The 15,242-nt window shown below is 28.4% G+C and carries 16 protein-coding genes; 14 read left to right on the forward strand and 2 right to left on the reverse strand.

The features are described 5' to 3' along the window. Positions 1–4: 4 nt before the first annotated feature. From rlmN to Tmeso_RS02875, 8 genes are all read left to right on the forward strand, one after another. Positions 5–1,060, forward strand: a complete 1,056-nt coding sequence (gene rlmN, locus Tmeso_RS02845; RefSeq protein ID WP_099188044.1) for a 23S rRNA (adenine(2503)-C(2))-methyltransferase RlmN — start codon at positions 5–7, stop codon at positions 1,058–1,060. Between the two features lie 26 nt (positions 1,061–1,086). After that, the gene (locus Tmeso_RS02850; RefSeq protein ID WP_099188046.1) at positions 1,087–1,833 is read left to right on the forward strand and encodes a Stp1/IreP family PP2C-type Ser/Thr phosphatase; all 747 of its coding nucleotides are present in this window, start codon (positions 1,087–1,089) and stop codon (positions 1,831–1,833) included. A gap of 23 nt (positions 1,834–1,856) precedes the next feature. Then, positions 1,857–3,785, forward strand: a complete 1,929-nt coding sequence (gene pknB, locus Tmeso_RS02855) for a Stk1 family PASTA domain-containing Ser/Thr kinase (protein ID WP_187296198.1) — start codon at positions 1,857–1,859, stop codon at positions 3,783–3,785. Between the two features lie 12 nt (positions 3,786–3,797). After that, the gene (gene rsgA, locus Tmeso_RS02860; protein WP_099188050.1) at positions 3,798–4,682 is read left to right on the forward strand and encodes a ribosome small subunit-dependent GTPase A; all 885 of its coding nucleotides are present in this window, start codon (positions 3,798–3,800) and stop codon (positions 4,680–4,682) included. 3 nt (positions 4,683–4,685) lie between these two features. Further along, positions 4,686–5,342 (forward strand): ribulose-phosphate 3-epimerase, encoded by a 657-nt coding sequence (rpe, locus tag Tmeso_RS02865; protein ID WP_099188052.1) that lies wholly within the window; start codon positions 4,686–4,688, stop codon positions 5,340–5,342. A gap of 11 nt (positions 5,343–5,353) precedes the next feature. Then, positions 5,354–5,992 (forward strand): thiamine diphosphokinase, encoded by a 639-nt coding sequence (locus Tmeso_RS02870; RefSeq protein ID WP_099188054.1) that lies wholly within the window; start codon positions 5,354–5,356, stop codon positions 5,990–5,992. A gap of 120 nt (positions 5,993–6,112) precedes the next feature. Further along, the gene (locus Tmeso_RS16190) at positions 6,113–6,259 is read left to right on the forward strand and encodes a 2-oxoglutarate translocator (protein ID WP_145993129.1); all 147 of its coding nucleotides are present in this window, start codon (positions 6,113–6,115) and stop codon (positions 6,257–6,259) included. Between the two features lie 192 nt (positions 6,260–6,451). After that, a complete protein-coding gene (locus Tmeso_RS02875; RefSeq protein WP_187296199.1) occupies positions 6,452–7,525 on the forward strand; it encodes an AI-2E family transporter in 1,074 nt (357 codons plus the stop codon). A 261-nt stretch (positions 7,526–7,786) separates the two neighbouring features. Here Tmeso_RS02875 and rpmB read toward each other — a convergent pair whose 3' ends face one another. Beyond that, positions 7,787–7,978, reverse strand: coding sequence for a 50S ribosomal protein L28 (gene rpmB / locus Tmeso_RS02880; protein WP_099188058.1), 192 nt, complete (start codon positions 7,976–7,978; stop codon positions 7,787–7,789). Between the two features lie 213 nt (positions 7,979–8,191). Here rpmB and Tmeso_RS02885 point away from each other — a divergent pair, with 213 nt between their 5' ends. The 6 genes from Tmeso_RS02885 to Tmeso_RS02910 all read left to right on the forward strand — a co-directional run bounded on the left by Tmeso_RS02885 (position 8,192) and on the right by Tmeso_RS02910 (position 13,826). After that, on the forward strand, positions 8,192–8,548 hold the full coding sequence (locus tag Tmeso_RS02885; protein WP_099188060.1) for an Asp23/Gls24 family envelope stress response protein: 357 nt from the start codon (positions 8,192–8,194) through the stop codon (positions 8,546–8,548). Between the two features lie 54 nt (positions 8,549–8,602). After that, entirely contained in the window at positions 8,603–10,186 is a 1,584-nt protein-coding gene (locus Tmeso_RS02890) for a DAK2 domain-containing protein (RefSeq protein WP_099188212.1), read from the forward strand. Between the two features lie 82 nt (positions 10,187–10,268). Next, positions 10,269–12,323 carry an ATP-dependent DNA helicase RecG gene (recG, locus tag Tmeso_RS02895; protein WP_099188062.1) on the forward strand — a complete coding sequence of 685 codons (2,055 nt, stop codon included), beginning with the start codon at positions 10,269–10,271 and terminating at the stop codon, positions 12,321–12,323. A gap of 14 nt (positions 12,324–12,337) precedes the next feature. After that, positions 12,338–12,892: a 16S rRNA (guanine(966)-N(2))-methyltransferase RsmD gene (gene rsmD, locus Tmeso_RS02900; RefSeq protein WP_099188064.1), complete on the forward strand. Its 555-nt coding sequence runs from the start codon at positions 12,338–12,340 to the stop codon at positions 12,890–12,892. A 5-nt stretch (positions 12,893–12,897) separates the two neighbouring features. Continuing rightward, positions 12,898–13,386, forward strand: a complete 489-nt coding sequence (coaD, locus tag Tmeso_RS02905; RefSeq protein ID WP_099188066.1) for a pantetheine-phosphate adenylyltransferase — start codon at positions 12,898–12,900, stop codon at positions 13,384–13,386. Positions 13,387–13,388: 2 nt separating this feature from the next. Further along, positions 13,389–13,826: an ATP synthase subunit B family protein gene (locus Tmeso_RS02910; RefSeq protein WP_099188068.1), complete on the forward strand. Its 438-nt coding sequence runs from the start codon at positions 13,389–13,391 to the stop codon at positions 13,824–13,826. Positions 13,827–13,942: 116 nt separating this feature from the next. Here the strand turns inward: Tmeso_RS02910 and Tmeso_RS02915 are convergent, their stop codons facing one another. After that, positions 13,943–15,151, reverse strand: coding sequence for a sporulation integral membrane protein YlbJ (locus Tmeso_RS02915; RefSeq protein ID WP_099188070.1), 1,209 nt, complete (start codon positions 15,149–15,151; stop codon positions 13,943–13,945). Positions 15,152–15,242: the final 91 nt, after the last annotated feature.

Genomic DNA, 15,242 nt, shown 5'->3' on the forward strand with positions numbered 1-15,242 from the left:
TTAAATGGACAAGGTATGCTTAAAATCTTTAACTGAAAATGATATGAAGGAATTTATGAAGGAAATAGGAGAAAAATCATTTAGGGCAAATCAAATTTTTAGCTGGATATATAAAGAAATAGATTCTATAGAGGATATGAGTAATATTTCTAAGGATTTAAGAAAAAAACTATCTGATAAATCAAATCTTGGAAAACTAGAGATATACAAAAAGTTTGAATCCAAAATAGATGGAACTATAAAATATCTGTTTGCGCTTGAAGATAAAAATATAATAGAAAGTGTTATGATGAAGTATGAACATGGAGTATCTGTTTGTATATCAACTCAGGTTGGTTGCAGAATGGGATGTAATTTCTGTGCATCTACAATAGATGGATTGGAAAGAAATTTACAACCGTGGGAAATATTAGATCAAGTTCTTCAAATACAAAAAGATATTAAAACTAGAGTATCGAATATTGTATTAATGGGAAGTGGAGAACCTTTTGATAATTTCGAAAATGTCAAAAAGTTTTTAGAAATAGTAAATGAGAAAAACGGTCTTAATATAGGATATAGACATATAACTCTTTCTACTTGTGGAATAGTGCCTAAAATATATGAACTTGCTGATATGCAAATTCCTATAAACTTGGCTATATCACTTCATGCAGCAGATGAAAATACTAGAAGAGAGATAATGCCAATAGCAAAATCATATACTATAGATGAAATTATTAAGGCTTGTAAATATTATATACAAAAAACAAATAGAAGAATTACATTTGAATATTCACTTATAAAGGGAATTAATGATAAAAAAGAAGATGCAAAGCTTTTAGGAAATAAATTAAAGGGAATTTTATGTCATGTGAATTTAATACCTATAAACAAAGTTGAAGAAAGAAGTTATGAAAAACCAGATAAAAATTATATATATAAATTTAAAGAGAACTTGAAACAATCCGGAATTAATTGTACTATAAGAAGAGAAATGGGAAGCGATATTAAGGGAGCTTGTGGACAATTGAGAAGAAAACATTTGAACAAAGATGAAAATAAAGATATGAAACTTTAAGGGTCGCTTGATTGGGGTGTGATTTTATGAAATATCATATTTTATCTGATATAGGAAATAAAAGAAAGCAAAATGAAGATTTTTGTGGCTATGAGATAATAGAACATGATGGTCAAAAAATTGGAGTATTTGCCATAGCAGACGGAATGGGTGGTCATAAAAAAGGAGAAGTAGCTAGTAAATTAGCTGTAGAAAATATACTTTACTTTATGAAAAAAAATTTAATAAATGTGAATTTTGATAATTATATAGAGGTTAAATATATATTAAGGCAAGCTTATAAATATGTTAATGCTATAGTATACAAAACCTCTTTATATGAAGAAGAATTTAAGGGTATGGGGACTACGCTGACTACTGCTATAATTTATAAAAAAGATTTGTATATAGCCAATATAGGGGACAGTAGGTGTTATTTGTTTACTAATGGAGATATAAAAAAAGTTACAAAGGATAATTCTCTAGTTCAAGAACTTATAGATGAAGGTGCTATAACAGAGACAGAAGCTCTTGCTCATCCTCAAAGAAATGTAATAACAAGAGCAATAGGTACAGATGAATTTATAAAAATAGATTTCTATAAAGAAATATTAGAAAAAGATAACAAGATAATATTGGCAACCGATGGACTTACAAGTTCTGTAACTATAGAGGATATGAATAATATATTAATAAACAACAATGATTTAGAAGAATGTTGTAGTAAGATGATAGACATGGCAAAGCAAAATGGAAGTAAAGATAATATATCAGTTATATGCATAACAATTTGAACAGAGAGTTGGTGATAAAGCTTATGAAGAAGATGCTTAATAATAGGTATGAGATATTAGATAAAATAGGCGATGGAGGAATGGCATTTGTATATAAAGCTAGGTGTACTATTTTAAATAGGGTTGTAGCTATCAAAGTTTTAAGACCGGAATTTAGTGATGATGAAGAATTTCTTTTAAAATTTAAGAATGAAGCACTGGCATCGGCAGGTCTTGCTCATCCAAATATCGTTAATATATACGATGTAGGACAGGATGAGGATATAAATTATATAGTAATGGAATATGTAGATGGTATGAACCTTAAAGATTTGATAAAGAAAAAAGGAGCACTAGACTATTCTTATGCACTTGATATAATGAAACAAATAGCCATGGCTTTAAATCAAGCACATAAAAATGGGATAGTACATAGAGATATAAAGCCTCATAATATTTTGATATCAAAAGATAATTTAGCAAAGGTTGCTGATTTTGGTATAGCCAAAGCCACTACTAGCTCAACTATAACAGTAGTTGGTAATGTAATCGGATCTGTTCATTATTTCTCTCCTGAACAAGCTCGAGGTGGCTATATAGATAAAACCTCAGATCTATATTCGCTTGGTATAGTTCTATATGAAATGTTAGCAGGAAAGGTTCCATTTAAAGGAGATACACCTGTAAATATAGCATTAAAACATATAAACGAAGATATAGATTTTGAAAAGGATATACCAACGGATATACCAAAAGATATAAAGGGTCTATTATACAAATTAACTCAAAAAAAACAATCAGATAGATATCAAAATGCATATGAATTAATAAATGATATAGAACATATAGAGAATAATATAGAACTTGATTTTGAAGAAGATTATGAGCTTTATCATACGCAGAAGCTAGATTCTTTAAATGAAGAATTAAAAGCTAGTATATCTAAAGAAATTAAAGAAGAAGGTGCTAATACTAACATGAGAAAGAAATCAAAAAATAAAATTAGCAGTAAGAAGAAGATGACTATTTTAGGTGTTTTGTTTGCACTTATACTATCTTTTTCAATTACATTTATTGCATATAACTTAAAGGACTTATTTATTACAAAAAATTATGAAATGCCAGATTTTGAAAATAACACACTTGAGGATGCTACTAGTAGACTTGAAAGTATAGGGGTTAGTGTTCAAGTTAGAAATGAACTATATGATTCAGCAGTAGAAAAAAATCATATAATAGATCAGATTCCAGCAGCAGGTAGTTCAATTAGGAAGGGACAAACTGTTAAATTTGATGTAAGTAAGGGTGGAGAGCCTGTAACTGTCCCTAACTTAGTTAGAAAGACACTCGATAGTGCGGAGAACATACTAAAAGAAAGTGACTTGAAAGAGGGAGTTATAGACTATGAATTTAGCTCATTACCTGAAGGAACTATAATAAGTCAAAAACCAAGAGCGTTTACAGAGGTAGAGGAAGGAACTGGTATAGATTTTATAGTAAGTAAGGGAGAAGAAGTAAAATTAGTTAGAGTACCGGATTTAGTTGGAAAGACTTTGGAAGATGCTAGAATATTACTAGTTGATTTAGGAATAGGGAAGATAAAATATGAAGAAAATAAAAATAAAAAAGAAGGTGTGATACTTAATCAAAGTCTAAAAGGTGGACAACATGTAGAAGAAGGTAAAAAAATAGACTTAATAGTAAATGAATATAAAGAAGAAAAAGTAGAAGAACCTTCTAAGAAGATTATAGAAAAACAAATATCATTTGCATTATCAGAAGAAGAGCAAACTGTAAGGGTTGTAGTAAAAGAAGGAAATGGTGCAAAGGCTATATATGATAAAACTATAAACGTACAAGAATCAGGGAATATGATAACAGTTCCTATTCAAGGATATGAAGGAGAAACGAAAGAATACGAAATATATGTAGATAATGCTTTTTATGCTAAAACAACGGCTGAATTTAAATAAAAGGAGAGAATTATGTTAAATGGTAGGATAACAAAAGGTATAGGTGGGTTTTATTATATAGATACAAGTAATGGTATATATGAATGTAAGGCTAGAGGTATATTTAGAAAGAAGAAGATAACACCTCTAGTAGGTGATTTAGTAGATATATCAATAGTAAATGAAGAAGAAAAAAAAGGAGTAATAGAGGATATCAAAAAAAGAGAAACCGAATTGATAAGACCTCCTATAGCAAATGTAAACAAAGCTATAATAGTATTCAGTATCAAAAACCCACAACCGCATTTTTCTCTTTTAGATAGATTTATAGTTTTAGCTGAGAAAGAAGGATTAGAAGTAGTCATAGTTATTAGTAAAATAGATTTAGATGAAGAACAAGAATATGAAAATGTAAAAAGAATATATAATAATGCGGGATATAAAGTAATTTCTATTAGTAAAAAAAAGGATATAAATATAGAACTTGTAAAAGATGAAATAAAAGATAGTATAGTAGTATTTGCTGGGCCATCTGGAGTTGGAAAATCTAGCCTTTTAAATAAGATAGATCCAAATCTAAGTCTTGAAACTGGAAGCATAAGTGAAAAGATAAAAAGAGGAAAACATACAACAAGGTATGCACAGCTTTTAAAATTAGAAGATGGTGGTATGGTTGCTGATACACCTGGATTTAGTTCTTTAACATTAGATTGTATAGAAGAACAAGATTTAAAGGACTATTTTATAGAGTTTGATGATTATGCTAATGATTGTAAGTTCTATAGAAACTGTCTACATGAAAATGAACCAAACTGTGCCGTTAAGAATGCTCTTGAAGAAGGAAAAATAACTAATCAAAGATATGATAGTTACTTACAGCTATTAAATGAAATAAGAAAAAAAAATAGGAGGTACTAAAATATGATAAAATTAGCTCCATCAATACTTTCAGCAGATTTTGCAAAATTACTAGATGACATTAAAAAAGTAGAAAATGCAGGGTGTGAGTACTTACACATAGATGTAATGGATGGACATTTTGTACCTAACATTACATTAGGTCCTGGTATAGTGAAAAGCTTGAGAAAAGATGTAGATATGGTGTTTGATGTGCATCTTATGATTGAAAATCCTGATAATTATATACAAGATTTTGTAAATGTTGGTGCGGATATAATAACAGTCCACCAAGAAGCTTGTACACATCTTCATAGAACGATACAAAATATAAAATCAATGGGTGTTAAAGCTTGTGTATCCTTAAATCCTGCAACACCTGTTGAAACGATAAAGCATGTTATAGACGATCTTGATATGGTTCTTATAATGACTGTTAACCCTGGATTTGGAGGACAATCATTTATAGATGGTATGATTGATAAAATAAAAGAGGTTAGAGATCTTGCAAATGAGAGAAATCTTAACATTGAAATACAGGTTGATGGAGGAATGAAGCCAAGTAATGTACATAAAGCTGTAAAGGCTGGAGCAAATGTTATTGTTGCGGGATCTGCTATATTTGGTAGTGAAAATATAAATAAGACTGTGCAAGAGTTTAGATCAAACTCAGTGCTTTAGGAAGTGATTTATTGAAGTCTTTAGTAATAGCAAATGGAAGTATGGATGATTATGATTTTTATAAAAATATAATAAAAGAGAATTACGATTGTATAATATGCGCAGATGGAGCCTCCAATCATGCATACAATATGAATATAACTCCGGATATTATAATAGGGGACCTTGATTCTATAGATGATAAAGTAAAAAAACATTTTATAGATAAGAATATAGAATTCAATAAGTTTCCATCTAAAAAAGACAAAACAGATACAGAAATATGTATAGACTACGCCATAGATATAGGGTCAAAAAAAATAGATTTTATAGGCGTTTTGGGAAATCGTATGGACCATTCTCTTGCAAATATAAATATTTTATACTCCCTTTTGAAAAAAGGTATTAAATCTAGAATAATAAATGAAAACAACGAGATCTATATTACTGATAACAAAATACAAATCACAGGTAAAAAAGGTGATATTGTATCTGTTGTTCCAATATACTCAGATGTGTTAGGGGTTACTTTAAAAGGACTTGAGTATCCACTTAATAACTATAACTTAAAATTTTCAGCATCAATAGGAGTATCGAATATAATGTTAGATGATAAATGTGAAATAAGTCTTAAAAGTGGATGTGTGTTGGTTATAAAGTCTAGAGATTAATAATTAAATTTACTTAAATATAAAAAATACTTATTAAAGAAATTTAATAAGTATTTTTTGTGTCAATTTTATATAAAGTTGAATACACTATATATATGAAGATATAATGAGGTGGGTGTAATGAGAAGGTGTACAAAACATTTGGTTGGATTGATATGCATAGCGGTGGGACTTAGCATTATTTTATCTCTAGTTTTACCGAATTGGTTGTGGATGAGTTGTTTTGCAACGGTACTTATTGTAACAGGTTGTATTTGCTTTAAATAGGGGGTATATATTATGAAAATAGTGGCAATAAAACTTCCAAAATTTCTATCAGCAATAGTAAAATTCTTTATAAGAAAGAAATAAACAAAAAACCATTTTATAATGGTTTTTTTGTATGCATTAATTATTCTTCTATTGATAATAAATAGAAGAATATGTTAAGATTAATCTAAAAAATACATGGAGGAACATATGATAAAGGATAACAAAAAATTTATAGAAAAGTATATAATAGTGTTAATAGGACTTCTTATATTGGGTTTTGTGTATATAAATACAGCTAGTATATCAAATGGTTTTAGTAAGTTGCTTAGTATACTGAAGCCGTTTTTTATAGCTTTTTTTATAGCATACATATTCGACTCAATAATAATGTTTTTAAAAGATAAGTTTAAAATAAAAAATGGGATAGCTATACTTATAGTATATAGTGCTTTTGTACTTATAATGATAGTTATGGTCATAATAGTTATACCGGTAGTGGTTAAAAGTATAGTACAGATAATAAATGATATGCCTAACTATGTAGATAATTTGCTTAGTTTTGTAAATAATATAGACATTAATATATTAAATGAAATTGAAAAATACGTAGATAAGAATTCGATAGGGAATTTACAAAAAATATCTAAGGCTATGAATTATTTTTTAAATAATTTCTTAATATTCATAACAAATATAGGATCGGCTGTGGTAACTATATCTTTTAGTTTGATAATATCTGTTTATATGTTAATTGAAAAAGAATCTTTAAAATCACTTGGAGCTAAGATGGTTAAGAAAATATTAAAAGAAGATAGATGTATAGAATTTATAGAATTTAGTAAAAAAGCAAATGTTATATTCTCAAGTTTTTTAACAGGACTTATAGTTCAGTCTTCAATATTAGGAACACTGTGTTTTATAGGATTTCTAATTTTGAAGATAAAGTATTCACTTTTGTTAGCGGTTATAATAGCTTGTACGAATGTAATACCTTATATAGGACCGTTCATAGGTGCAACACCTGCTGTTATAGTTACGCTTTTCTATGCTCCTATGAAGGCGTTGTGGGTATGTGCACTTATACTGATTCTTCAACAAGTAGATGCAAATATAGTTGGACCTAAAATTATGGGAAATTATATTGGGTTGTCTCCGTTTTGGATAATATTCACAATAGCTGTGGGGGGTGGGTTCTTTGGAATAATGGGAATGATATTTTCAGTCCCAGTGGCAGCTATAATAAAAATAATATTTAGTGAAACTTTTAAATTAGATAAATAAAATTCGTCTACTCGCTAACGCGGTGACTCATGTCGCCAACGATCCTTACAGGCTCTGTTGCTTAAAATTCACATGCGTTCATAGCGCCAATAAGTCTCACGACTCTGTTGCTTAAAAATAGTTTGTATTTTCGTTTTTTATCAATGATATCTAGAGTTTGAAAATTATAATTTATTTAGAAATAAAAAAAAGCCGAACAAATTTGTTCGGCTTTTTTATAAGAGATAAAAGATGCTTAAACAGGCAACTTTCATTATTAAACTAGACAGCTCTTTCTACGCTACCAGAACGTAAACATCTTGTACAAACGTTTAATCTCTTTGGAGTACCATCAACTATAGCTCTAACTTTTCTTAAGTTTGGAGACCAAGTTCTTTTATTATGACGGTTTGAGTGACTCACTGTATTACCAGAAACCTTACCTTTTCCGCAAACTGAACAAACTCTTGCCATGATTAACACCTCCTTCAAACCTTTATCATTGGCATTAAAAACATAATTATATTATCATATTAAGTTAACTTTTGCAAGTTAAATGTTATATTTGTATTGAATATATGAAACATATAATATAAAATATATTATACATATAATATTCAATAAAGTATATATATAATATAAAAAAATATTAATAAAAAAATATAATTATTATGTAGGGGGTAAAAAATGAGTGGAACAATTGCCAATAAATATGGTAATATCTATATTGATAAAGAAGTTATAGCTAAAATTGCATCTCAAGTATCTACAGAGTGCTATGGAATTGTTGGATTTAGTTATAAGTCTAAAGTAGATGGATTGGTTGAACTTTTAAAAAAAGAAAACATGAGTAATGGAGTAAAAGTTGAGATAGAAGAAGATGCAGTTAGTATAGAATTATTTGTTATTATACAATATGGAACGAAAATATCTGTTGTGGCAGACAATATAATAGATAGAGTTAAATATACTGTGGAAAAAATGACATCTCTTAAAGTGAGAAAAATAGATATAAATGTACAAGGAGTCAGAGTAAACAAATAGTCAGGAGGTAGCAAATTGAAAGTAGAATATATAAATGCAAAGCTCTTTAGGCAGATGGTATTATCGGGCGCTAATAATTTGCAAAATCATAAAGAGCTTGTGGATAAGCTAAACGTATTTCCGGTACCAGATGGAGATACTGGTACTAACATGTCTCTTACAATACAATCAGCTGTAATGGAAGTAATGAAGGAATCTAATACTACTATTAAAGAAATAGGAAAAGCCGCTTCTAAAGGGTCTTTAATGGGAGCTAGAGGAAACTCTGGGGTTATATTATCTCAGCTATTAAGGGGATTTGCAAAAGCTATAGAGGATAAGGAAAAATTAGATACAAAGGATTTAGCAAATGCACTAAAGCAGGGCTCAGATACTGCATATAAAGCAGTAATAAAACCTATAGAAGGAACAATACTTACAGTTGCAAGAGAAACTGGAGATTTTGCAATTAAGATATGTCAAAAGGAAAAAGATATAAAGAAATTTATGGAAAAAGTATTAGGAGAAGCTAATCGCTCTTTAGAAAATACTCCAAACCTTCTTAAAAATTTAAAGGAAGCTGGAGTTGTAGACTCTGGTGGAAAAGGATTGGTTTGCATACTAGAGGGAGCGTATAAAGCTTTCATAGGAGAATTTGTAGAAAGAAATATTCAGTTTAGCGAAGTCCAAGAAGTAAGTAAGAATACAGAAATATCTACTGATGATATTAAGTTTGCTTATTGTACTGAGTTTATACTTGATACGGACAAAATAGATGATTCTAAAATGAAGAACCTTATACAAAATCATGGAGATAGCTTAATAGTTGTTGGAGATGATTCTTTAATAAAAGTTCATATACATACTAATAATCCTGGTATTGTTTTACAAGAAGCTATAAAGTATGGTCAATTGGACAAAATAAAAATAGATAATATGAAGATTCAACATAAAAATATATTAGTTGAAGATGATTACGTAAGAGAAGAATCTAAGGAAATGAAAGAGTATGGTTTTATATCTATAGCTATGGGATCTGGAATAACTTCAATATTTAAAGATTTCGGAGTAGACTATGTAATAGAGGGTGGTCAGACTATGAACCCGAGTACTGAAGATTTTATTCAAGCTATAGACAATATAAACGCAAACAATATAATTATACTTCCTAATAATAGCAATGTAATAATGGCTGCAAATCAGGCTAAAGAAATATCGGATAAAAATATAATAGTAATACCTTCTAAAACGACTCCACAGGGATTTTCTGCTTTACTTGCATTTAATTCCGAAGCAGATTCTGAATCTAATCAAAAAGCTATGAATTATGCTCTTGAAAATGTTAAGACAGGTCAAATAACATTTGCAGTAAGAGATACTAGTATGAATGATATAGATATAAAAGAAGGCGATATAATAGGTATTGGAGAAGGTAAAATACAAGAAGCCGGAAAAAGTATAAAAGATGTAACATTATCTTTAATAGATAAATTAGTTGATGAGAATAGTGAAATTATAACTTTATTTTATGGTGAAGAATTAAATGAAGATGATACCAATGAATTAAGAAAAGAAATAGAAGAAAAATATGATGATTTAGATGTAGAAGTTTACTGTGGAAATCAACCGCTATATTATTATATAATTTCTGTAGAGTAAAAGTTTATATATTATCATTTTAAGCCATGGATATTAAATTAAATACCATGGCTTAAAAAATGGAGTTTACAAGGTGGTGTAGATGGATTTAAATAAAAACTTACAATACATAAAAGGCGTAGGTCCTAAAAAATATAAAAAATTAAATAAGCTTAACATATACACAGTAAAGGATTTAATATACTATTTTCCAAGACAGTACGAAGATAGAAGTAAATTTAAGAAAATATTTAATCTCCAAAATGAAGAAAAAGTATCTATAAGAGGAATTGTTACAGGATTTGAGAACCATGAGCCTAAAAAGAAGATGATTATAAACAAAATAGAGGTAAGAGATGATACTGGTTATATAAAACTTGTATTTTTTAACCAAAAGTATATAGTCAATAACTTTAAAGTGGGAGATAATATAGTTGCATACGGGAAGGTCAAAAAAGAATATGGAAAAACTGAATTATTAAACTGCGAGATAGAGTTTGATACAAAAAAAGTAAGTTCTATAGGAAAAATAATTCCTATATATCCTTTGACCTATGGTGTTTCAAATAAAGAATTGATGAATATAATGCAGAGTGTATTAAATGATGAGAACTTAAAAATAGATGAATATATTCCAAAAAATATTGTAGATAAAAACAAACTTTGCGATATAAACTTTGCTATAAAAAATATTCATAGGCCTGAAAATATACAAAACCTAAAAGTGGCTTTATATAGACTTGTATATGAAGAGTTTTTAATACTTCAATTAGGATTATTATATTTGAAAAGCGGAGTAGTAGACAAAGAGGGAATAAAATTTGAGAAAAAGGATAGACTTGAAGAAATTATAAAATCCCTTCCGTTTTCACTAACTAATGCTCAAAGAAGATCTCTTGAAGATATAATGAATGATATGAGCTCTAACAAGGTTATGAATAGACTTGTTCAAGGAGATGTGGGATCTGGAAAAACAGTAGTAGCCCTGTTGAGTCTTGCAAATGCAGTTTTAAACTCGTATCAAGCAGCTATGATGGCTCCAACTGAAATATTGGCAGAACAACATTTTAACTCACTCAAAGAAATACTATCTAAATTCGATATAAATATAGGATTACTGGTAGGAAGTCTTACCAAAAAACAAAAAATGGATATTTTAAACAAAACTAAAGAAGGCGAAATAGACATATTAATAGGAACACATGCTCTTATAGAGGATGGAGTTGAATTCAAAAAACTTGGAATTGTTATAACGGATGAACAACATAGATTCGGAGTAAGGCAAAGAAATAAGTTATCCGAAAAAGGAGACAACCCTCATATACTAGTTATGACTGCAACACCTATACCTAGAACCTTAGCACTTATACTTTATGGAGATCTTGATATATCTATAATAGATGAACTTCCTCCTGGAAGGCAGATTATAGACACTTTTGCTATTGCCAAAGAAAAAAGACTCAGAGCATATAATTTTGTCAGAAGCCAGGTAGAACTTGGAAGACAGGTTTATATAGTATGTCCTTTGGTTGAAGAATCAGAAGTAATAAAAGCAAAAGCGGCAGTTGATTTAGTAGAAGAGTTAAAAACAGAACATTTTCCGGATTTAAAATTAGAGCTTTTACATGGAAAAATGAAAGCCTGTGATAAAGATGAAATAATGAAAAAATTCAAAAATGGGGAAGTAGATATACTAGTATCAACAACGGTTATAGAGGTTGGAGTAAATGTTCCAAATGCTACACTAATGATCATAGAAAATGCCGAAAGATTTGGACTAGCGCAGTTACACCAACTAAGAGGAAGGGTTGGAAGAGGAGAACATAAATCTTTTTGTATACTTATATATGGATCAAAGAATGAAGTTACATTTGAGAGAATGAAAACAATGGAACAAACAACAGATGGGTTTAAAATATCTGAGAAGGATTTAGAAATAAGAGGACCTGGAGAATTTTTTGGGACAAGACAACATGGTCTTCCAGAACTAAAAATAGCTAATATATTTAAACATATAAAAATACTAAAAGAAGCACAAAAAGAAGCACAAAATATAATAAAAGAAGATGAAAAGTTAAATCTTGATAAAAATAAAACACTAAAAAGAGAAATAATAAATAAATTTGAGGAAAAATTAAATGACATAACACTAAATTAAAAAGGAGAGTTAATATGAGAGTTATTTCTGGAAGTGCTAGGGGATTAAAACTTAAATCTCCTAAAAACATGGATGTAAGACCTACTACTGATAGAGTTAAGGAATCGGTATTTAATATTATAAGTGATAAAGTTATGGATAGCTTTGTTCTAGATCTATTTTCTGGAACGGGATCGCTTGGTATAGAAGCTTTATCAAGAGGATCTGAAAGAGCTACATTTGTGGATGCAAGTAAATCTAGCATGGAAATAATAAAAGAAAACATACAAAAGGCTAGGGTCAATGATAAAAGTGAATTGATATTATCTGATAGTATAAGTGCTGTAAATAAATTAGGTGTTAGAAGAGATAAATTTGATATAATATTTATGGATCCACCATATTTAAAAAACTTTATAGAAAAAACATTAATAGAAATAAGTAAAAGAGAAATATTAGAAGAAGATGGAATAATAATAGTAGAACATGATATAAAGGATGAAGTAAAAGATAATATAGAAAAACTTCAAAAATACAGAGAAAAGAAATACGGAAACACAATGATTTCGTTTTTTGCTTGGGAGGATTAGTTATAATGAAAAAAATAGCAGTATATCCAGGTAGTTTTGATCCAATAACTAATGGACATTTAGATATAATAAAAAGAGCATCTAAGCTATTTGATAAATTAATAGTAGCTGTTTTATATAATTCTAGTAAGAATTCTTTATTCACATTTGAAGAAAGAGTAGAACTTATAAAAGAAGTTGTTAAAGATATAGATAATGTAGAGGTAGATAGTTTTACAGGTCTTTTAATAGATTATTGTAATGATAAAAAGGTTAATGCTATAATAAGAGGATTAAGAGCTGTTTCTGATTTTGAATATGAGCTTCAAATGGCTCAAATGAATAGACAATTAAATCAAAATATAGAAACTGTTATACTTACAACTAGTACAAAATACTCTTTTATAAGCTCTTCTTTAATAAAAGAAGTAGGAAAATTTAGAGGAGATATATCGGAATTAGTTCCAAACAATGTATCAAAACAGGTATACAAAAAATTACATGGGGGGGATTAATCTTGGAACTATTAAGACTAATAGAAGAAATAGAAGATTTAGTAGAGGAAAGTTCTGGAATTCCATTTGGGAATAAAGTTTTTGTAGACAAAAAACAGTTTTTAGAAATAATAAAAGAAATAAGACTTCAGCTACCTGATGAAATAAAACAAGCAGAATGGATAAATACAGAAAGACAAAGGATACTAGCAGAAGCTCAACAAGAGGCAGATGCTATAGTTGAAAATACTAAGTCGTACATGCAAGAACAGGTTGAAGAAAGTGAAGTTATAAAAGAAGCTCAAAAACAAGCAGAAAAAATAATACAGCAGGCTCAAAGCACGTCTAAAGAAATAAGAAGAGGCGCAAAAGAATATGCGGATAATATACTTGGAAAAGTTCAATCAGATTTAGAAAATATAACCCAAGTAATAGCAGTTAATAGAGAAGAATTAAAATAGGGAATTATATATTATTTAACTACAAAATGATGGTTATTAAAATATATCTAAATGAGTTAATATTTTAGTAACCATCATTTTAAAATTAAGGAAATATATAATTTTGAATATGTGAATCAATGTGTAACATTAGACGAATTTTTTTTATACCTATTACTAATATATGAAAGTATATATACTAATAAAATAAATACAAAAAATATATTATTATTAAAAGGAATATTAGTAAAAAAATTATCAATGTATATATTATAATAAATAGAATTGTTAAAAGTTTGTATATCTAAACTGTTTTTAAATAAAGGATAAAGAAGAAAACAAAATAAAAATGAATTGACACCATGCAGAAATTTACCAAATATATAAATATGTATATTAACATCAGTGCTAGATAAAAAATTACAACATTGAGCAAGGATTGATATTCCGCTAAAGGATATTATGAATGTACAAAGGCAAATCTTAAATATTAAAGAAGGTCCACTCAATAACGATATATTATTACAACCTATTGTTATCTCGAATAGCCCACTTATAAATGCTTGAATAACTTCAATTGATATATTAAATGGATGAAGAAATACAAATAATATAGAACTTATCAAATCTATGAATTTTAATAAAATAAGTATTTTGAATAATACAGAAAATACTATAACGAATCCACATACTATTAATAGTGTGTTTATTCCATTTCTAACTGAATCTCCAAATATAGAATAAAATCCTTTTTCTTCATTTTCATAAAATAGTATTTTTTTTAACCTATTAAGTATGCTTGTGTTGTTATAAATTTTGATGTCTGATGAAGTATTGTAAAATCTAAATAAAATACCTATGCTCAATGCTCCTATATAGTGGCATAAAAGTATGAAGTAACCTATTTTGGCATTGTTAAACATACCTATTCCAACAGAACCCACTATGAATAATGGACCCGATGTAGAACAAAATGAGGCTAATCTTTGAGCTTCTATTTTTGATATTTCATTGTTGAGTCTAAGATTTGATACAAGTTTTGAACCTATAGGGTATCCAGAGAGTATGGAAATAGCAAATATTAGTGAACTCTTGCCTGGTACATTAAAAAGTATCCGAGATGGCTTTTCTAAGAATACACCTAGAATATCTATAACTTTTAAATTTATTAATAGATTAGCTCCTATTAAAAAAGGAAGAAGTGAAGGAATTAATATATCAATACATATATCCATTCCTACTTGTGCAGCCTCTATAGACTCTTTAGGAAACAAAACTATATTTATTATAAAAAATAAAACTATTATCCCTGGGAGTACAGATTTTAGTAATCTTGAATTTTTCATATAAACGCCTCCAAAACATTAATCTAAGATAATTATATTAAAGTATTTGTTTATGTATGAATTTAAAATAAAGTTAAAATTAAGATGATTT

It is taken from the genome of Tepidibacter mesophilus (assembly GCF_002724055.1).
In the GTDB taxonomy this organism is placed as follows: Bacteria; Bacillota; Clostridia; order Peptostreptococcales; family Peptostreptococcaceae; genus Tepidibacter_A; species Tepidibacter_A mesophilus.